19 protein-coding genes and 1 pseudogene are annotated in these 19,440 nt (G+C 62.5%); 15 read left to right on the top strand and 5 right to left on the bottom strand.

Features of this window, described 5'->3' with window-relative positions; genetic code table 11:
* Positions 1-238 precede the first annotated feature (238 nt).
* Together larC and larE are read right to left on the bottom strand one after the other, a co-directional pair.
* Positions 239-1,531, bottom strand: coding sequence for a nickel pincer cofactor biosynthesis protein LarC (gene larC, locus LARV_RS18230; protein ID WP_075074983.1), 1,293 nt, complete (start codon positions 1,529-1,531; stop codon positions 239-241).
* Positions 1,528-2,373: an ATP-dependent sacrificial sulfur transferase LarE gene (gene larE / locus LARV_RS18235; protein WP_075074984.1), complete on the bottom strand. Its 846-nt coding sequence runs from the start codon at positions 2,371-2,373 to the stop codon at positions 1,528-1,530. The genes larC and larE overlap by 4 nt, the downstream gene beginning before the upstream one ends.
* A gap of 457 nt (positions 2,374-2,830) precedes the next feature.
* Between larE and LARV_RS18240 the strand changes: the two genes are divergently transcribed.
* A complete protein-coding gene (locus LARV_RS18240) occupies positions 2,831-3,781 on the top strand; it encodes an IS110 family RNA-guided transposase (RefSeq protein WP_075071883.1) in 951 nt (316 codons plus the stop codon).
* A 41-nt stretch (positions 3,782-3,822) separates the two neighbouring features.
* Here the strand turns inward: LARV_RS18240 and larB are convergent, their stop codons facing one another.
* Positions 3,823-4,590: a nickel pincer cofactor biosynthesis protein LarB gene (gene larB / locus LARV_RS18245; RefSeq protein WP_075074985.1), complete on the bottom strand. Its 768-nt coding sequence runs from the start codon at positions 4,588-4,590 to the stop codon at positions 3,823-3,825.
* Between the two features lie 12 nt (positions 4,591-4,602).
* Positions 4,603-5,178, bottom strand: a complete 576-nt coding sequence (locus LARV_RS18250; protein WP_075074986.1) for a nucleoside-triphosphatase — start codon at positions 5,176-5,178, stop codon at positions 4,603-4,605.
* Between the two features lie 129 nt (positions 5,179-5,307).
* On the opposite strand from LARV_RS18250, the gene LARV_RS18255 reads away from it, so the two are divergent.
* From LARV_RS18255 to LARV_RS18315, 14 genes and pseudogenes are all read left to right on the top strand, one after another.
* On the top strand, positions 5,308-6,369 hold the full coding sequence (locus LARV_RS18255; protein ID WP_083522694.1) for an alpha/beta hydrolase family protein: 1,062 nt from the start codon (positions 5,308-5,310) through the stop codon (positions 6,367-6,369).
* 242 nt (positions 6,370-6,611) lie between these two features.
* Complete coding sequence (hisG, locus tag LARV_RS18260) at positions 6,612-7,625, top strand: ATP phosphoribosyltransferase (RefSeq protein WP_075074987.1); 1,014 nt, start codon at positions 6,612-6,614, stop codon at positions 7,623-7,625.
* A gap of 15 nt (positions 7,626-7,640) precedes the next feature.
* The gene (gene hisD, locus LARV_RS18265; protein WP_075074988.1) at positions 7,641-8,963 is read left to right on the top strand and encodes a histidinol dehydrogenase; all 1,323 of its coding nucleotides are present in this window, start codon (positions 7,641-7,643) and stop codon (positions 8,961-8,963) included.
* Positions 8,960-10,030 (top strand): annotated as a pseudogene (hisC, locus tag LARV_RS20980) (histidinol-phosphate transaminase); the annotation flags it as partial. The gene hisD and the pseudogene hisC, both read left to right, overlap by 4 nt.
* 102 nt (positions 10,031-10,132) lie before the next feature.
* A complete protein-coding gene (gene hisB, locus LARV_RS20985) occupies positions 10,133-10,720 on the top strand; it encodes an imidazoleglycerol-phosphate dehydratase HisB (RefSeq protein WP_083522766.1) in 588 nt (195 codons plus the stop codon).
* Positions 10,717-11,337, top strand: a complete 621-nt coding sequence (hisH, locus tag LARV_RS18275; protein WP_075074990.1) for an imidazole glycerol phosphate synthase subunit HisH — start codon at positions 10,717-10,719, stop codon at positions 11,335-11,337. The genes hisB and hisH overlap by 4 nt, the downstream gene beginning before the upstream one ends.
* Positions 11,338-11,345: 8 nt before the next feature.
* The gene (locus LARV_RS18280; protein ID WP_075074991.1) at positions 11,346-12,086 is read left to right on the top strand and encodes a 1-(5-phosphoribosyl)-5-[(5-phosphoribosylamino)methylideneamino]imidazole-4-carboxamide isomerase; all 741 of its coding nucleotides are present in this window, start codon (positions 11,346-11,348) and stop codon (positions 12,084-12,086) included.
* A gap of 3 nt (positions 12,087-12,089) precedes the next feature.
* A complete protein-coding gene (gene hisF / locus LARV_RS18285; RefSeq protein WP_075074992.1) occupies positions 12,090-12,887 on the top strand; it encodes an imidazole glycerol phosphate synthase subunit HisF in 798 nt (265 codons plus the stop codon).
* A complete protein-coding gene (hisI, locus tag LARV_RS18290) occupies positions 12,862-13,188 on the top strand; it encodes a phosphoribosyl-AMP cyclohydrolase (RefSeq protein ID WP_075074993.1) in 327 nt (108 codons plus the stop codon). The genes hisF and hisI overlap by 26 nt, the downstream gene beginning before the upstream one ends.
* Positions 13,189-13,249: 61 nt before the next feature.
* Complete coding sequence (locus LARV_RS18295; protein ID WP_075075306.1) at positions 13,250-13,528, top strand: phosphoribosyl-ATP diphosphatase; 279 nt, start codon at positions 13,250-13,252, stop codon at positions 13,526-13,528.
* Between the two features lie 96 nt (positions 13,529-13,624).
* Positions 13,625-14,296 (top strand): ribonuclease D, encoded by a 672-nt coding sequence (locus LARV_RS18300; protein ID WP_075074994.1) that lies wholly within the window; start codon positions 13,625-13,627, stop codon positions 14,294-14,296.
* A gap of 61 nt (positions 14,297-14,357) precedes the next feature.
* On the top strand, positions 14,358-15,239 hold the full coding sequence (locus LARV_RS18305) for a hypothetical protein (protein WP_075074995.1): 882 nt from the start codon (positions 14,358-14,360) through the stop codon (positions 15,237-15,239).
* 74 nt (positions 15,240-15,313) lie between these two features.
* Positions 15,314-17,209, top strand: coding sequence for a CASTOR/POLLUX-related putative ion channel (locus LARV_RS18310; RefSeq protein ID WP_075074996.1), 1,896 nt, complete (start codon positions 15,314-15,316; stop codon positions 17,207-17,209).
* Between the two features lie 75 nt (positions 17,210-17,284).
* Complete coding sequence (locus tag LARV_RS18315) at positions 17,285-18,946, top strand: alkaline phosphatase family protein (RefSeq protein ID WP_075074997.1); 1,662 nt, start codon at positions 17,285-17,287, stop codon at positions 18,944-18,946.
* A 102-nt stretch (positions 18,947-19,048) separates the two neighbouring features.
* On the opposite strand, the gene LARV_RS18320 is transcribed toward LARV_RS18315, so the two are convergent.
* A complete protein-coding gene (locus tag LARV_RS18320; RefSeq protein WP_075074998.1) occupies positions 19,049-19,435 on the bottom strand; it encodes a hypothetical protein in 387 nt (128 codons plus the stop codon).
* Positions 19,436-19,440 lie beyond the last annotated feature (5 nt).

Consider the following 19,440-nt stretch of genomic DNA (forward strand, 5'->3'; position numbering starts at 1 on the left):
TGTTTTGTGAATATTACTGAATTTTGAGAAAATAATAGAAAGGAACGATTTCCCATAATTATCCTGGCCATACAATTTTCTTCCATTCTAAATTCCCAAAACACGGGTATAGATCAAGTGATCTCCTCTTTCTGAGATATCTTCTCCGTGAACTCCGTACCCTTACGGGCGGGATGTCTCTATGGTGAAACCCCCTCTTTTCTTCTCCCCACACAGACTCTTCTCCGGGTCTCGGTGGTTATCCCTCTTTTTCCTTCAACAAAGCCTGACCGGCGGCAGCGGCGGCGGCCAGCACGCGCGCCGGCGAAACGCCCTGCGCCTGGGCGGCGCGCAGGCAGTCCTCGTATTCCGGCGCGGCCTGCAGGGCCCGGCCGTCCAGCAGTTTGAGCTTGACCTTGAGCGGACCGAATTCGGTATCCACCGTGCGTATCTCGCGCCCGGCCTCGTAGCGCCCCACCGGATGCACGCGCACGCCCAGCGTCGAAGTCTCCTCCAACACCAGGCGGGCCAGACCGGCTTCGTCCTGTTTGCGGGCAATCACGCCCAGCAGCGTGGCGGGGCGGTTCTTCTTCATATAGATCGGCGCCAGATACACATCCAGCGCGCCGGCAGCGAACAGGCGCTCCATCACCGGCGCGAACAATTGCGGGTTCATGTCGTCGATGTTGGTCTCGATCTCGACGTACTCGGCCCCATCGCCGGCCGATTCGCCCACGATCAGGCGCAGGATGTTCGGCCAGGGCAGATCGCGCTGCCCGGCGCCCACCCCGCGCCCGCTGACCGTCATGGCCGGCTGCGCGAAAGTCGCCAACGCCGCCAGGATGGCCGCGCCGGTGGGCGTGACCAGCTCGACCTGCGCCGTGGAAGGCACGGTCGGGGCATGCGCGTCGCTGAGCAGCTCCAACGTGGCCGGCGCCGGCAGCGGCAGGGGGCCGTGCTGGCTCTGCACGGTGCCCGAGCCCATTGGCAGCGCCGAAGCGTACAGGCGCTCGATGCCCAGGGTATGCAATCCGATGACCGCGCCGACGATATCGACGATCGAATCAACCGCGCCGACCTCGTGAAAGTGGACCTCTTCCGCCGGGACGCCGTGCACGCGTCCCTCAGCTGCTGCCAGGCGTGAAAAAATCGCCAGGCTGGTCTGCTGGACGGCCTCGGGTAGGGCGCTGGCCTGGATCAGTTCGCGGATCTCGCGCCAACTGCGCGGGTGGGTATGCACATGTTCATGCGCGTGTTGATGTCCGTGATCGTGCTCATGTTCGTGATCGTGCTCGTGCTCAGGATCCTTTCTGTGTTCATGATCCTGATCCTGAGCATCCTGTATATCCTGTTGATCTATGTCCACCTGCATCAAGCAGGCGCGCAGGCTGCCCTTGCGGGTTTCACTGACCTCCAACCTAAAGGCTTCCGGCAGCGCCAGCTTGGCCAATTCTGCCCGAAGCGTTTCCAGGGGCAGGCCGGCGTCAAGCAGCGCCGCCAGGAACATGTCGCCGCTGATGCCCGAGAAGCAGTCGACGTAGGCAATTTTCATTTTTGTTTCAGCACCTCATTCAGGCTTCCGGAACGAAATCCACCTAGGTCGACGGCCACGTAGGTGAAGCCGATGTCTTTGAACTTGGCCGAGACCTCGGCGTGCAATTCCGCCAGGCGCACGATCTGCTCGGGGGCCACCTCCAGGCGGGCGGTGGCGCGTTCGTAACGCACGCGCACCGGCGAAAAGCCCAGCTCGCGCAGGAATTTTTCACCGGCGGCCACTTTTCCGATATTTTCGCGCGTCACCTGAATGCCGTACGGGATGCGCGAGGCCAGGCAGGGCGAGCTGGGCCGGTTCCACACCGGCAGTTCGAGCGCCTTGGCCAGGGCGCGAATTTCGCTCTTGACCAGGCCAACCTCGGCCAGCGGAGAACGCACGCCGATCTCATCCACGGCGCGCATGCCGGGCCGGTAATCATGATGATCATCGGCGTTGGTGCCCTCGGCCGCGCACACGAAACCGCGTTCCCTGGCCATTTTCTGCAGGTTCGTAAAGGTTTCCTTTTTGCAGAAATAGCAGCGCTGCGGGGTGTTGGCGACGAAATTGGGGTTGTCGAACTCGTGGCTCTCAACCTTGAGGATCGGGAAACCGACCGCGCGAGCCGTGGCCTGAGCCAGCTCCCAACTCTCATCTTCCTCGACCGGCGAATTGAAAGTCACCGCCAGCATTTGATCCCCCAGCGCGTGGTAGGCCGCCGCGGAGAGCAGCGCGCTGTCGACGCCGCCGGAAAAAGCCACCATCACGCTGCCCAGTTTGCGCAGATTCTCAAGCAAAGCCTGCCATTTGGCCTGCACGGCCGGATCGAGTTGAGACAGGCGAGTATCGATTTGCAATTCCATACCAGTACTCCTTACTCTTTAAGTGGAAGGAATTAATCACAGAGACTCAGAGGACACAGAGAGTTCCTTGATGTAGAAAAGAGTCTTTTATCTTTTCTCATCGTAAACTCTTCTCCGTGATCTCCGTACCCTTATGCGCATAATGTCTCCGTGGTGTTTCCTCTTCTCTTATCCCGACAAAGACTCTTCTCTGTGTACTCCGTGATCTCCGTGGTGACCCCCTCTTTTTTTCCTCCCACAAAGACTCTTCTCTGCGTGCTCTGTGTCTAGTATGATGAAAATGATGAGTGATACCATACAATGGGACCCGGCAGGCCGATCGGGTATAGGTCATAAGAGGCCGTCACAGAGCAGGGTCGCCGGGTCCGTCGTGTATGTTGCCCGAACAGTTGTGGGGTCCAAGAGACCGTATTCTGCTAGAACGGGCACATCCATTATACAAACAGACGAGGGCAGAATGGAGCAGCAAATCTCAGTAAGTGTGGTCGGGATTGATGTTTCAAAGAACCGGCTGGATGTCTCAATCGCGGGCCAGGATTGGGCAGAAAGCAACGATATCATCGGGATCGAGGCCTTCATTGATAAGCTGAAACCTCTAGCGCCTGGATTGATCGTAGTGGAAGCCACGGGAGGACTGGAACGAGCGGTGGTCTCGTTATTATCCCTGGACGGCTTTCGGGTGGCGGTGGTCAATCCTCGCCGAGTCCGCGAATTTGCCCGCTCGATTGGCCTGCTGGCCAAGACCGACAAAGTCGATGCACGCTTACTGGTTCGGTTTGGAGAAGCCATCCAGCCCGAGCCGACCCGCTTACCCAGTGAAGAAGAACAGCAGCTCACAGCATTGATGACCCGACGTCGCCAGGTGATTGAAATGCTAACCATGGAGAAAAACCACCTGTGCAGCGCCCATCCGAGCATGCAGACCAGCATCCAGAAGATCATGCAAGCCCTGCAGCAGGAGTTGGTTGAGCTCAACCATCAGATTGATGACTTGATTGGGCATACGCCTGACTTTCAGGAAAAGAATGACATTCTTCGTTCCGCGCCTGGGGTGGGCCAAGTTACGGCTGCCATTCTGCTCTCAGATCTGCCTGAGTTGGGAGCCCTGGGCCGCAAGGAGATTGCTGGCTTGGTCGGCGTAGCTCCCTATAACAATGACAGTGGCCGTCATCGGGGGAAGCGTCGGATCAAAGGCGGACGGCCTTGTGTCCGCACGGTTCTGTACATGGCTACCCTGAGTGCCACGAAATATAACCCTATCATTCATTCTTTCTATCATCACCTCCTGGCCATGGGAAAGGAGAAAAAAGTGGCGTTGGTCGCCTGTATGCGGAAGTTCTTGGTGATCCTTAACGCTATGGTTCGTGATCGGCGTCCCTGGCAGCCTTTTCCCTCAGTTTTAGCCTGATTTTCTTTCTTGACATTCTACACAGTTGCTCTGTGGTTTTCTTATTTCTCTTCGAACCGTTGCGCGTTGATCATCGCCGCCAGCGTCCCCGCGCCGAAACCGTTGTCGATGTTGACCACTGCCACACCCTTGGCGCACGAATTGAGCATGGCCAGCAGCGCGGCCAGCCCGTTGAAACTGGCGCCGTAACCCACACTGGTCGGCACGGCGATCACCGGCGCCGAAACCAGTCCGCCGACCACGCTCGCCAGTGCGCCTTCCATGCCGGCCACCACAACGATGACCCTGGCGCGGCGCAGCGCTTCCATCCGGTTCAGCAGGCGATGCAGCCCGGACACTCCGACGTCGAAGACGCGTTCCACGGCATGGCCCATCAGTTCGGCGGTCAGCGCCGCCTCTTCGGCCACCGGGATATCGGCCGTCCCGGCCGTCAGCACCAGCACGCCCGGGTGTTTGAGGCGGTCCGCATCCCGGTTGAGCGCCGCCACGCGCGCCCGCGCATGGTAAACCATGTCGGCCGGCAGCTCCGCGCGAATCTGTTCGTACACTTCGGCGTCCAGCCGGGTCACCAGCACCTGGCGGCTATGTTCAGCCAGGCGGTTGGTGATGGCCAGAATCTGGTCCGGTGCCTTGCCCTGGGCGAAAACCACTTCCGGGAAACCACAGCGCAGGTCGCGGTGGTTATCCAGAAGCGCGAAATCGCCGACGGCTTCATAAGGCAGCCGGCGCAGTTGATCGACGGCCTCATTCACGGGCACCTGCCCGGCCTGCACAGCTTCCAATAATTGTTTCAGTTCCGTTTCATTCATACCTGAGTAAATTTATCCTTCCGCCGCCGCGCTCGAGAGCGCTGTCCACGCCGGCTGAACGTCATCGCTTGACTCCAGCCGGTGCACCTGCGCCTTCGGCCAGCGCTGCAGCGCGGTTTGCAGCAGGGTGGGTCGCACCGTTGCCACCGCCATACGGTACTTGCGGCTGTCCAGTGCATCCAATCCGGCCATCCAACCCTGTCCTTCGACGAATTCCAGCGGCCCCAGTTCATCCACGATCAGCACCCCGCAGGGGACAGCCTGGTGGAGAAGCTCATTGCCCCAGGCCAATGCTGCTGCATCGAAGGCCCAGTCCGCGGTGGCCGGAGCCCCGCTTTCCAGGGGTTCATCGGACGAACGCAGCCCTGCCAGGCTCCGGCGCTGTTGGGTGCGCAGGTCGTAAACCTCGATCCCCGTTTTGCGTCCCCGCGTGAAAACAGCCGGCGAAATCACGCCACCCATGTCTTCATTGTACAGGCTGAGCAGTTGGGCCAGACCGGCGCAGACCTGGGTCTTCCCGCTACCGTGCTCGCCGCTCACCAGGTGCAAATTAGGGTAATCCATCGAATTCGACTTGGAATTTTGCATATGTTGACCTCAAAGATAACATAGCGCGGGGGATGTGTCAATTTGAGTCCGCGCGGGGGTATCCGCGGAAGGACGCTGGCGCTGTATCCGGTATAATCTTCGTTAATCGGGTCGAAAAAGGAGAATTGGATGCTGCGCCGATCTGTATGGATCTTCCTGGTTCTCGTCCTTGGGCTGGCGGCCTGCTCGCCTTCCACGCCATCTGTCCACCCCACGGCGACCCATCCACTGGTACCTTCGCCCAGCCAAACGCCGGCACCCAGCCGGACGCCCACGGCCCTGCCCAGCCCCACCCCGACCTCCACCCCAACGCCTGATCCGTATGCCGATGTTACGGTGGCCGGTCTGCGCAGCCGGACCTACGGCAGCGGTGAACTGGAGGTCGTGCAGCGCTACGGCAGGAATGCCGATTTCACCCGCTATGAGATCCGTTACCCTTCCGACGGATTGTCCATCGCCGGCTTCATGAATGTGCCCAACGGCGAGGGTCCCTTCCCGGTCATCATCGCCATCCACGGATATATCGAACCGGGGCGCTACAACACCCTCGATTACTCGGCCACCTACGCCGATTCGCTGGCGCAGGCCGGTTATCTGGTGCTGCACCCCAACCTGCGCGGCTACACGCCTTCGGACGATGGCCCCAACCGTTTTCGCGCCGGGTATGCCGTGGATGTGCTCAACCTGATCGCCATTCTCGAAGCCCAGGCCGGCCGGCCCGGGCCGCTCGAGCAGGCTGACCCGGACCGGCTGGGGCTGTGGGGGCACAGCATGGGCGGCGGGGTGGCCATCCGGGTCATGGTGGTCAGCCCGGAGGTCGACGCGGTGGCGCTCTACGGTTCGATGAGCGCGGATGATGATTTGAACTTCGAGCGCATCAACACCTTCTTCAAGACCGGCAACCTGGGCATCGAGGAGCTTCAGGCCAGCCCGGAAGACTTCGCGCGCATCTCGCCGGTCAACTTTCTGGCGGATGTACGCGCGGCGGTCAGCATCCACCACGGCGGCGCCGACCTGGCCGTGCCGCCCGCCTGGTCAGACGACCTGTGCCAACGCCTGCAGGATCTCGGCAAGGACGTCGAATGTTTCAGCTACCCCGGCCAGCCTCATACCTTCATTGATAAAGGCGATACGCTTTTCCGGCAGCGCGTCCGGGACTTCTTCGACCGGGTCTTGAAAGCAGATAATTAATACGATAACGCAATTTACCAGAGGTTGACATCCCATTCCATATCGTGTATATTGCACACCATGCAACGCAACGTCTGCCAGTTCCATCATCATACCCACCTCCCCCACACGGACCGGAGGTCTGGTTGCGTTTGCTAAAAACCTGAAGTACGCATCCTGGCTCCACACAAGCCCCCGGTTCCGCCGGGGGCTTTTTTTATCTCCCTGTCCTTAGCGGTGATTTTGATCCATGAAAGGAAGTCATGCTCAACCAATCTCCACCTGTCGCGCGAATATCCTTACCCTCGAAAGGCCGTCTGGCCGAAGACAGTCTGGCCTTTCTGCAGGCCTGCGGATTGACGGTTTACAAGCCCAACCCGCGCCAGTACGAAGCCGTGATTCCAACCCTGCCGGGATTGAAAGTGCTCTTTCAACGTCCCGCCGATATCGTCGTCAGCGTGCGCAACGGCAGCGTCGACTTCGGAATTTCCGGGATGGATGTGATCGAAGAACGCCGCGGTTCGAACGGGGATGTGCTGGTGCTGCATGATGCGTTGGGCTACGGTGGTTGTTCGTTGGCTTTTGCCGTGCCCGAAGAATGGGACGACGTGACCCGGATGAACGACCTGGTGGCCCGCGCCGCCCGGTTGGGACGCCCGCTGGGCGTGGCCACCAAATATCCCATTCTGGCCGGACGCCGCCTGGAAAAATACGCCCTACCCTATACCCTGATTTCAGCCGAGGGCACCCTCGAAACCGCGCCGGCCATCGGTTACGCCGACCTGATTTGCGACGTCGTCTCCTCCGGTCAAACCCTGCGCGACAATCACCTGCGCCTGCTGGAGGACGGTGTGATTTTGCAGTCGCAGGCCTCCCTGATTGCCAACCGGGGCTCGCTGCAAACCCGGCCCCAGGCGCTGGAGATGGCCCGGGTCCTGCTCGAATATTTCGAGGCTCATCTGCGCGCCAGCGGCAACCTCTCGGTGTACGCCAACATTCGCGGCCAGTCTCCCGAGACGGTGGCCCAACAAATATTCACACACTGCAATATCCGCGGCCTGCAAGGCCCGACCATCTCACGCGTGATTGTGGCCGAAGGCGAGCAGTGCTGGTATGACGCCAACCTGATCGTTCCGCGCGATCAGTTGTTCACCACCATCCAGGGGCTGCGCGCCGCCGGGGGCAGCGGGGTGGTGGTGCTGCCGGTGACCTATATTTTCGACGAAGAACCGCCGCGTTACAAGGCCATGCTGGCCGCGCTGGCGAAAGAGGATTAAAGGAACGGAGGAAAGATGTTATCCATTTATTCTGTCGAAGAAGCCAGCGCCCGCATCTTGAAACGCCGGCCGTTCGATGAGACGGTTGTGCCGCCAGCCGTGGCCGAAAGCCTGAAGGCGACCTTCGGCCGCCCGCTGACTCCGGCCGAGGCCGTAGCCCAGATTCTGAGTGAAGTGCGCCGCGAAGGCGACCCCGCGCTGCTGCGCTGGACGGAAAAGCTGGACGGCCGGGCGCCGGACTCGCTGCGCGTACCGCAGGAGGAGTTGGACGAGGCCCTGGCGGCCCTGCCCGGCAACCTGCGCTATTCGCTGGAACAATCCATCGCACGCGTGCGCGCCTTTCACCAGCGCCAGCCGCTGACCTCGTGGATCAGCCAGGACCTGGGCGGGACCCTTGGCCAACTCATCCGTCCGATCCGCCGGGTGGGATTGTACGTCCCGGCCGGCACGGCGCCGCTGCCTTCCAGCGTCATCATGACCGCCGTTCCGGCGCAGGTGGCCGGCGTGCCGGAGATCGCCATCGTCGCGCCGCCGGTGCGCGGGACGGGCAAAATCGCCGGGGTGATCCTGGCGACGGCTGCGCTGCTGGGCGTCAGCGAAGTGTACACGCTGGGCGGGGCGCAGGCCATCGCCGCCCTGGCCTACGGCACCCAAACCCTGCCCGCGGTGGATAAGATCTTCGGGCCGGGCAACCTGTTCGTCACCCTGGCCAAGAAGCAGGTCTACGGCGCGGTGGGCATCGACAGCCTGGCCGGGCCGACCGAGACCGTGGTCATCGCGGATGAAAACGCGCGCCCGGAATGGGTGGCGGCCGATCTGCTGGCCCAGGCCGAACACGACCTGCTCGCCTCGGCCATCCTGCTCACCCCCTGCCGCCGGCTGGCTGAAGCGGTGTCTCAAGCCGTGGGACGCCAGTTGGAGACGTTGAGCCGGGCCGAGATTGCCGCCAGCTCGCTGGCCGCGCGCGGCGGCGCAGTGATTACACGCCACCTGGAGGAGGCGATCGGGCTTTCCAACGCTTACGGTCCCGAACACCTGTGCCTGGCGGTCGCGGATCCGTGGCGCTGGGCTGAACGGGTGACCAGCGCGGGCGGCATCTTCCTGGGTGAGAACTCATTCGAGGTATTGGGCGACTACATCGCCGGTCCCAGCCACGTCATGCCAACCGGCGGCTCGGCTCGTTTTGCCTCGCCGTTGAATGTCTGGGATTTTATCCACATCATCAGCCTGATCGGCCTGACGCCCGAAGACGCGCGCCGGTTGGGACCCTCGGCCGCGCTTCTGGCGCGATCCGAAGGCCTGGATGCCCACGCTCGGGCAGCGGAGGTGCGCCAATGAAACCGGCCGCCCGCTTTGAATCCCTACCACCCTACCAGCCCATCGAACCCTTCGAAGTGCTCTCGGCGCGCCTGGGCCGCCCCGCGGCGGATATCCTCAAGATGGACGCCAACGAGAATCCCTATGGGCCTTCTCCAAAGGTGCGCGAGGCGCTGGCAGCCCTGCCTTACACGCACATCTACCCGGACCCTGAAAGCCGCGCCTTGCGCGCTGCGCTGGCGAGCTTTAGCGGCGTTCCGGCCGAAAATCTCATGGTCGGGGCCGGCGCGGACGAGCTGATCGACCTGCTGCTGCGGGTGCTGCTCGAACCCGGCGACCGTGTGTTAATCTGCCCCCCGACCTTCGGCATGTATTCCTTCGATACGCTGCTCAACGCCGGCCAGGTGGTCAGCGTGCCGCGGCGCGCCGATTTTTCACTCGACCTGGCGGGCATCCGCGCCGCGGTCGAACGCGAGCAACCCCGGCTGATCTTCATCGCCAATCCGAACAACCCGGACGGCCGCCTGCTGACGCAGGCTGAGCTCGAGACCCTGCTGGGGCTGCCGCTGCTGGTGGTGCTGGACGAGGCCTACATTGAGTTCACCGCCGGCGGCGGGCGGCTGGGCGAGCAGTTCAGCCGCATCCAGGAAGCGCCGCGGCGTGACAACCTGGTGGTGCTGCGCACCTTCAGCAAGTGGGCCGGGCTGGCCGGGCTGCGCGTGGGTTATGGGGCCTTTCCGGGCTGGATCTTGCCCGCGCTCTGGAAGGCCAAACAACCCTATAATGTAAATGTCGCCGCCACCGCCGCCGCGCTTGCCTCGCTGGGCGACGTGGAAACCCTGGTGGCCAACGTGGAAAAGATCCGCGCCGAACGCGCGCGCCTGTTCGCCCGGCTCAAGGATATCCCCTACCTCGAGCTCTCCCCTTCCCAGACCAACTTCATCCTTTGCCACGTTCGCGGACGGCCGGCGGTCGAAGTCCGCGCCGATCTGCTGAAAGAAGGCATCCTGGTGCGTTATTACGACACTGCCCTGCTGCGCGACTATATCCGCGTGACGGTGGGCAAACCGCAGGATACCGACCGGCTGGCGCGCGCGCTGCTGGCATTGGAACCCGACCCCGACCTGCGGGATGGCATCGCCGCCGGATGGACCCCGGCCGCGTCCGAGCCCATCCAGAAGGAAGGGCGAATGGGGGCGGTGAAGCGCCAGACCGGCGAAACGCGCGTTTCAGTGGAGGTCAACCTGGATGGCACGGGCCAGCATTCGACCCACACCGGCCTGCCTTTTCTGGATCACATGCTGGCCCAGGTGGCGGTGCACGGCCTGTTCGACCTGAATGTCGAGGCCCGCGGCGACCTGGACGTGGATTCGCACCACACGGTCGAAGACGTGGCCCTGGCGTTGGGCGAGGCCTTTGCCCGCGCGCTGGGCGAGCGCAAGGGCATCGTCCGGGCCGCTTCGGCGCTGGTGCCCATGGACGACACCCTGGCCGAAGTCGCGCTTGACTTCTCCGGACGCCCCTATTCAATCATCAACGTAGACTGGCACACCCCGTCCGTGGGCGGCATCGCCAACAGCCAGTGGCCGCACTTTTTGGAGTCGTTTGCCCTGCGCGCCGGCCTTACCCTGCACGTCGCTGTACGCTACGGGCGCGACGATCATCACCAGATCGAAGCCATTTTCAAAGGATTGGCCCGCGCGCTGAACCAGGCCACCCGCATCGACCCGCGCCGTTGCGGCGCGACGCCTTCGACTAAGGGAACCCTGACCGTATGAAGTCGAAATCGATCCTGTTGGTGGATGCCGGGACGGGTAATTTGCGTTCGGTGGCTCACGCGCTGGAAGCGCTGGGCGCGCCGGTGCGCCGCACAAGCGACCCCGCCGACCTGATCGCCGGTGCGCGCATCCTGCTGCCGGGCGTGGGCGCGTTCGGCAAGTTCATGGCCGGGCTGCGCGCGGCTGGTCTGGATGAAGCTCTGCGGCAGGCGGTGCAGCGCGGCGACCCCGTGCTGGGCATCTGCGTGGGCATGCAGGCTCTGTTCGAAACCAGCCGGGAGATGGGGTCCTTCTCCGGCCTGGGCATTCTGCCCGGGCAGGTGCTGCGCTTCCCGGACCAGCCCGGCTTGAAGGTGCCCCATACCGGTTGGAACCAGCTCTGGCCGCAGAACGGCGGCGGGATCTTGTTCGCCGGACTGTCGGGCGGCGACTACGCCTACTTCAATCACTCCTATTATTGCGCGGCAGACCGGCCGGCGGACGTCAGCGCCGTAACGGATTACGGTCTGCGTTTCGCCAGCATGGTGCAGCACGAGAACGTGCTCGGGGTGCAGTTCCACCCCGAAAAGAGCCAGCGGGTTGGGCTGCGCCTGCTGCGCAACTACCTCGAAATGTGAGGTTCCGAATGGAATTCGAGATTTATGTGGCGATCGATCTGCGCGCCGGGAAGGTGGTCCGCCTGCGCACCGGCGATCCCGCTCAACAAACCCTGTATTTCACCCATCCGCGCCGGGCGGCGCTGGGCTGGCTGGAACAGGGCGCGCGCTGGCTGCACGTGATCAACCTGGATGCCGCCTTCGGCGGGGACGACGCCGCCAACCGCGTCGCGCTGCCGAAAATCGCATCCGTCGCCCGTGACTGCGGGGCAAAGGTTCAATACGGCGGCGGGATGCGCACGCTGGAGGCCATCGCCTGGGCGCTGGATCAGGGCGCGGCGCGGGTGGTGTTGGGCACGGCCGCCGCGCAGAATCCGGGCCTGGTACAGGAAGCGCTGGCGCGTTGGGGTAAAGAGCAGATCGCGGCCGGCCTGGACGCGCGCGGGGGCAAGCTCAGCGTGCGGGGTTGGACCGAAGATACCCCGCTGAGCGCGCTGGATGCAGCCCGCTCACTGGCCGGGCTGGGTGTACGCCGGCTGATCTACACCGATATCGCCCGCGACGGCACCGGGCTGGGCGGCAATCTGGCAGCCACCGCCGAACTGGCGCGCGCCACCCAGATGGCGGTGATCGCGTCCGGCGGCTACAGCAGCCTGGCAGAAATTCGCGCGGCGCGGGCGGCCGGGCTGGCCGGGGTGGTGCTGGGACGCGCACTTTACGACGGCCGGCTCGCGTTGCGCGACTGCCTGGCGGCCGCCGAAGGAGGCTGAGACATGCTGGCGAAACGCATCATTCCCTGCCTGGACATTCGTGACGGCCGCATTGTGAAGGGCATTCACTTCGTCAACCTGAGGGATGCCGGCGACCCGGTCGAACAGGCCCGCATTTACGACGCTGCCGGGGCGGACGAGCTGGTGTTTCTGGATATTTCCGCCACGCCTGAAGGCCGCGCTACGGTAGTGGACGTGGTCAGGCGGGTGGCCGATCAGGTTTACATGCCCCTGGCAGTCGGCGGCGGGATCCGCACGCCGGAGGATATGCGCCGCCTGCTGCTGGCCGGTGCCGACAAGGTCAGCCTCAACTCGGCGGCGGTGCGCAGCCCGCAGGTGCTCAGCCAGGGCGCTGAACTGTTTGGCAGCCAGTGCATCGTGCTGGCCATCGATGCCCGCCGGACGGCGCCCGGCCGCTGGGAAGTGTTCGTCGACGGCGGGCGCACGCCCACCGGGTTGGACGCGGTGGAATGGGCGGCGCGCGGCGTTTCGCTGGGCGTGGGTGAGATTCTGCTGACCAGCATGGACCGCGACGGCACCCTGGCCGGTTACGACCTGGAGTTGACCAGGGCGGTGGCCGAGGCGGTCAATGTGCCCGTGATTGCCTCGGGCGGCGCCGGTAAGGTGCGCGACTTTGCCGACGTGCTGACCACCGGTCAGGCGGATGCCGCCCTGGCGGCGTCCCTGTTCCACGATGGGGTGCTATCCATTCCGGTCCTCAAGTGTGAACTGGCCGACCTGGGCGTGCCCGTGCGCCGGGTTCGGGAGGAAGAGGATGGCCGAAATTATCCTGAAGTTTGATGAAAAAGGACTGATTCCGGCGGTGGTCCAGGACGACGCCAGCGGCCGGGTGCTGATGGTGGCCTGGATGAACGCCGAGGCGCTGGAGCGCACGCGTTCGACCGGGCAGGCCCATTTCTGGTCGCGCAGCCGGCAGGAACTCTGGCGCAAGGGCGCCACCAGCGGCAACACTTTACAGGTGAACGAGATTTGGGTCGACTGCGACGGAGATACGTTGCTGCTGCGCGTCCGCGCGGCGGGTCCGGTCTGCCACACCGGTGAGGTGAGCTGTTTTTATCGAAAATTGGATTTATGGGGCTGAACCCGGCGCTGTCTTTTTTTTACGACAAAAGCACCTCAAGCCGGTGGAAAAGAGAATGGCGATGGATGCAATCGAAGAACTGTACCAGCGAATCCTGACGCGCAAGAGCGCATCTCCGGATATTTCCTATACCGCCCGCTTGTTTACCCTGGGCGAAGATGAAATCGTCAAGAAGGTCGGCGAAGAGGCCATCGAGGTCATCCTGGCGGCGAAAAGCCAGGGGAATTTACGTCTGGTGGAGGAAGTGGCCGACCTGACCTATCACGTCCTGGTGCTGCTGGCCCTGCGCGGCGTCTCCCCGACGGATGTGGCCGCCGAGCTGGCCCGGCGCCAGAAATAAACCTGCCTGTAAACCCGGCCGAGCCTGCGTACGCTGTCTCGTTCCGCCCTCCGGGCGTATAATCAAGGCTGAAAATTCGTACGTAGGAACCGGTGCATGAAAAGCAACAAACGCGTTGTCTATGAATTAAAAGAAGACCTGACCGAAGCCGACCTCGAGCGGCTGCGCTCGGCGCACACCGCTGCGCTGGACTGCGAAATGACCGGGTTGAACCCCAACCGGGATTTATTGTGCCTGGTGCAAATCAGCGACGGCGCCGACCCAACCCTGATCGTCAAGACGCAGGATTGGAGCAAGGCCGCCAACCTGCGCGCCCTGCTCGTCGACCCGGCCGTGACCAAGATTTTTCACTTTGCGATCATGGACTGCGGTTTCCTGCTCAAGTACGTCGGCGCCATGCCGGTGAATGTCTACTGCACCAAAATCGCCAGCAAACTGGCGCGCACTTATTCACCCGAACACGGGCTGGCGGCGCTGGTGAGCGAACTGCTGGATATCGAAATGGACAAATCCCAGCAGACCACCTTTTGGGGCAGCGACGAATTGAGCGAGCGCCAACTGATCTACGCCAGCCGCGACGTGGCCTACCTGATCGAAATTCGCGAGAAGCTGGAAAAAATCCTGAAAAAGAAGGGCGTGCTGCCTACCGGCACCACCTATAAAGAGCTGAATTCGAAATGTCAGGCCTTCATTCCCACCCTGACGCACCTGTGGGTGAACGGCTGGGACTTTGGGCGGGAAGACCGATCCTCGGTGTTCGGGCACTGATAGCGGCTGCCTGTGGACCGAACAAAGATGGGCAGCTAGCATGATGAGAGGGGAGCACTCTATGGAAGCGCCCGACCTTTCTACCGGGGAAATCGAAAACGCAGCTCTGCGCCTGGAATACATGACCGGCGCGGGTCCGCGTGTGCTGCGCCTGATCGATAAGCACTCGAACCAGAATCTGTTCGCCGAATTGCCGCAGATTTTCTGGGAAACCATCCACGGCGCGTATCACCCCTTCGGCGGACACCGCCTGTGGCTTTCACCCGAAATTCCCGAGATCACCTATATCCCGGATGAGCTCGCTCCGCAGATCGAAGCGCTGCCGGACGGCGTTCGCCTGACCGGCGCGCTGGAAGCGCCGACCGGGATGCGCAAGGTCATGGAAATTCACCTCGACCTGCTGCGCCCCGGCGTGACCCTCGAGCATCGCGTGACCAACCAGGGCCAAAACACGATCGAAGTCGCGCCCTGGGCCATCACCCAGATGGCGCCGGGCGGTTGGGCGGTCCTTCCGAACCCACCGTCTCGGACGCAAGCATCGCCATTTCTGCCGGATCGTGCACTGGCGTTGTGGCCTTATTCGCGCCTGGAGGATGCGCGCCTGCGTTTCCAAGATTCCCGGATACTGGTACATTGCGACGCCTCAACCGAACCCTTCAAAATTGGGGTTCGCAATCCGGCCGGCTGGCTGGGATATTACCGCCAGGGTACCTATTTTCGGAAATCGACTGCGTGGGCGGCGGACGCGAATTACCCGGATTTCGGCTGTAATCTGGAAGTTTATGCCATCAACCGCTTCCTGGAACTGGAAACGCTCGGACCGCTGACGCGTCTGGCGCCCGGCGCCAGCCTGTCACACACCGAGACCTGGCAGGTCTGGAGCGGCCTGGACGGACCCGAAACGCCCGAGGCGCTGGGCGAGCGGATCGAAACGTTATTCTGATTTTGCAATTTGAAATTTTATTCCCAAGTCGTCTCACACACTACCGATCATCGAGCAACCCAAAAGGGACGCACATGAAAACGAATTGGCAGGATCGTCTTCGTTACAGGTTCGATAACTACATGGCGCGCGGAACCGGCGCGTTGATCTGCGGATTAGGGCTGGCATCGCTGGGGCTCATCGTCGTGGCGGCAACGGTGGTCAGCCTGGTGGGCATTTCGCCCGAGGACGGCGCCAGGATCGGCTTTTCGGAAGCCGCCTGGTTGAGCCTGATGCGCACCCTGGATGCCGGCACGATGGGAGGCGACACCGGCTGGCGGTTCCGGATCGCCATGTTCATCGTCACCCTGGGCGGCATCTTCATCATCAGCACCCTGATCGGCGTGCTCACCAGCGCCATTGAAGGCCGGATGAGCGAACTGCGCAAGGGACGCTCACGGGTGATCGAACGCAATCATACCATCATTTTAGGCTGGTCCTCGCAGGTCTACACCCTCCTCTCCGAACTGGCCATTGCCAACGAAAACCAACGCGATGCCTGCGTGGTCGTGATGGCCGACCGCGACAAGGTCGAAATGGAAGACGACATCCGGGCGGCGCTGCCGCGCAACAGCAAACTGCGCATCGTGTGTCGCAGTGGCAACCCCATCGATCCAAACGACTTGAGCCTGGTCAGCCTTGAAACCGCGCGCTCGATCCTGGTCGTTGCGGGAGAGAGCGGCCAGCCGGACTCTGAAACCATCAAGACCCTGCTGGCGATCACCAACAGTCCCACCCGGCGCGCCGAACCGTATCACATCGTGGCCGAAATCCGCGAAGCCCGCAACCTGGAACCCGTCAGTATGATCGGCGGAAGCGAGGTGGAACCGGTGCTGGCCGGCGACCTGATCGCGCGCATCATCGCGCAGACCTGTCTCCAGTCCGGGCTTTCGGTGGTGTATACCGAACTGCTGAATTTCGAAGGGGATGAAATCTACTTCAAAGAAGAGCCGTCCCTGATTGGCAAGACCTTCCACGACGCGTTGTTCGCTTACCCCAAGTCCGCGGTCATGGGGCTGGCTTCCTCGAACGGCAGCGTGAAACTCAATCCTCCCATGGATACGCCCATCTCCGCCGGAGACCAGGTGATTGCCGTCTCCGCGGATGACGATACTGTGGTTCCGGGCCGGGATGGACAGCCGGCCGTTCAGGCCAGCCGGATCGCAAACCGCGCATCCCTGCCCCTTAAGCCCATCAATACCCTGGTCCTGGGCTGGAACTGCCGGGCGTTGCGCATCATCGGCGAACTGGATCATTACGTTGCCCCCGGTTCCGAAATCATGCTGCTGGCGGATCGCAAATGGGATGAGACCGAAAAAACCGAATTTGGCGGCGGGCTGCAAAACGAACGGCTGCATTTTCGCAGCGCCGATACCACCGACCGCCGCGCCCTGGATGACGTGCATCCTGAAAATTTCGACCATGTGATCGTGCTGGCCTATTCGGATTCGCTGGACGGTCAGGCCGCGGACGCGCGCACCATTATGACCCTGCTACACCTGCGCGACATTGCCAATCACAGCGGGCGGAACATCCCCATCGTGAGCGAGATGCTTGACCTACGAAACCGCAACCTGGCCGAAGTGACCCAGGCGGACGATTTCATCGTCAGCGACCACCTGGTCAGCCTGTTGATGGCCCAAATTTCGGAGACCAAAGCGTTGAATCAGGTCTTCGCCGATCTCTTCGACGCCGACGGCTCGGAAATTTATCTCAAACCGGCCGGCGAGTACGTCGAACCGGGCCAGGCGGTCAATTTCTACACCCTGCTGGAGGCGGCAGCCCGGCGCGGTGAGGTGGCGTTGGGTTATCGTTTGAAAAAATTCGCGCATGATTCAAAGCAGTCCTATGGGGTGGTCATCAACCCCCTCAAATCGGAAGAAGTGACCTTCAGCGAAGAAGATCGCATCGTGGTACTGGCTGAAAATTAAGGGGCATCCGCCGGTGATCGATTCCCACGCGGATGCCTCGGGCGGCTGGTTTACCGTTTTACTCTTGGAGGTTGTATGAAACAAAAAGGTTGGATCGCCGGCGGCATTCTGGTCCTGTTGGCGCTGGCAGCCATGGCCTATTTTTGGGCAACCGGCCTGTTTGCCTCGCTGGAGGCATATCGCTCTCCACTTCACGCCAGCCCGCCGCAGGCCGGACCGGCGCTTGGCCAACCGGCCACCCGGCGGGTGGTGTTCGTCCTGATCGATGCGCTGCGCGCCGACACCGCTCAAAACGCCGAGGTCATGCCCACCCTGGCAAAATTGCGTGCCCAGGGGGCTTCGGCCACCGATCACAGCCAGCCGCCTTCTTATTCCGAACCGGGTTATTCCGTCCTGCTGACCGGCGCCTGGCCCGAATTGAGCGATGGTCCGGCGGTGAACCTCGATTACGCCGACATCCCGACCTTCACCCAGGATAATCTCTTCTCGGCAGCCCACCGCGCCGGCCTGCAGACGGCCGTCTCTGGGTATTACTGGTTCGAAAAGCTCATTCCGCAGTCCGCGGTCGATCTGTCCTTCTATACCCCTGGAGAAGACCGCGTCGCCGACCGGGCGGTGGTGGATGCAGCCCTGCCCTGGCTGGCGGGAGACCAGGCTCAACTGGTGTTGGTCCACATCGACCAGGTCGATTACGCCGGGCATCACGAGGGCGGGGCCAAATCCCCGGCCTGGAACGAAGCTGCCCGCCGGGCTGACGACCTGCTGGCCGAGATCGTCGCCCAATTGGATCTCTCACAGGATACGCTGCTGGTCACCAGCGACCACGGCCAGATCGACGCCGGCGGACACGGCGGCGACGACCCGGTGGTGCTGGTCGAGCCGTTCGTGCTGGTTGGCGCGGGCGTAAAGCCGGGCAGCTACCCGGACATTCAGATGGTGGATATCGCCCCCACGCTGGCCGCCCTGCTGGGCACCAACCTGCCCGCTTCCACGCAGGGACAGGTCTTGACGGACATGCTCGACCTGCCTGAGCAGACGTTGGCCGCTCTGCCGGCAGCCACACAGGCTCAACAAACAGCCCTGCTGAAGGCCTACAGCGCTGGGATGGGCGTGGCCGCGCCGGCAGTGGCCGGGACCGATGTAGCCGCCTACCAGGCTGCCATCGCATCCATCCGGGCGGATCGGATTGCCTGCGAGCGCCTGCCGCGGATTGGGCTGGCTGTGGTGCTCGGGCTGATTCCATTGGTCATGTTGTTTCTCAAACGCCGGTCCGGTACGGCCTGGTTCCTGGGCGGCGCCATCCTCTTCCAGGCGCTCTTCCATTTCCGGTATGCCTTTTTGGATGGCAAGGTCTATTCGCTCAGCGGCATCACCAGCCAGGCGGATTTCACCTCCTACATCGTCACCACCGGCGGAATCGCGCTGGTAATCTCCTGGACCGTGATCATGCTCGCCTCCGGCCTGCTGCGGCGCGGGCCGGCCGCGGCCGCACGCGGGACGCTGGCCCTGGCGCTGACCACCGCCTATCTGCTGCTGATCCCCATTCTTTACCATTTCGCGCTCAACGGCGCGGTGGTCACCGGGTTCCTGCCCGAAATGGCGCCGGCTTTCATGGCGTTGCTCAGCCTGGTGGCGTTGATCATCGTCAGCGCCGGCGGCCTGCTGCTGACCGGTCTGGCCGCGCTGCTGGCAACCCGATCCCAGCCTGAAAACAATCGAATGGAAGGATCCATTTAGGGATTGTCTGGAAAGGCTCAGGGGTGATCGTTGACGAGACACGTAGAGGCGATTCATGAATCGCCTCTACGCTTTTTAATTACCCATAATGTACCTGTAAACTCATTCCGCGGGAGGGGCTTCTGCCCTGAGTTTCCTGCTTCGCCGGACCAATTCGTGCGCCTTCTGGATCAGGATCACCCCGCCCGTTACCACGATGATGACGCCCAGGCTTTTGAGGACTTCCATCCAGCCAAAGGCCGAACCACCCTCGCGCCCGCCGCGGAACTCCCCGCCGCCGGGCAACAGTCCCTGACTGTCCGGGGATCGTTCAGGCCCGGCCTGAGGCGCGGAGCTCCCATCGCTCAGGCCGGCGCGTTCGCCAAAGCCGCCCATTCCAGGCCCGTCGGCCGTGGACAGTTGAGAATTCAACGAAACCGCGTAGGTTGCCCCAATCACCAGCCCGGTTGCCAGCAGGATCAACAAAACTCTGCCCAATATTTTTAACATAAACA

The organism is Longilinea arvoryzae (assembly GCF_001050235.1).
GTDB lineage: Bacteria > Chloroflexota > Anaerolineae > Anaerolineales > Anaerolineaceae > Longilinea > Longilinea arvoryzae.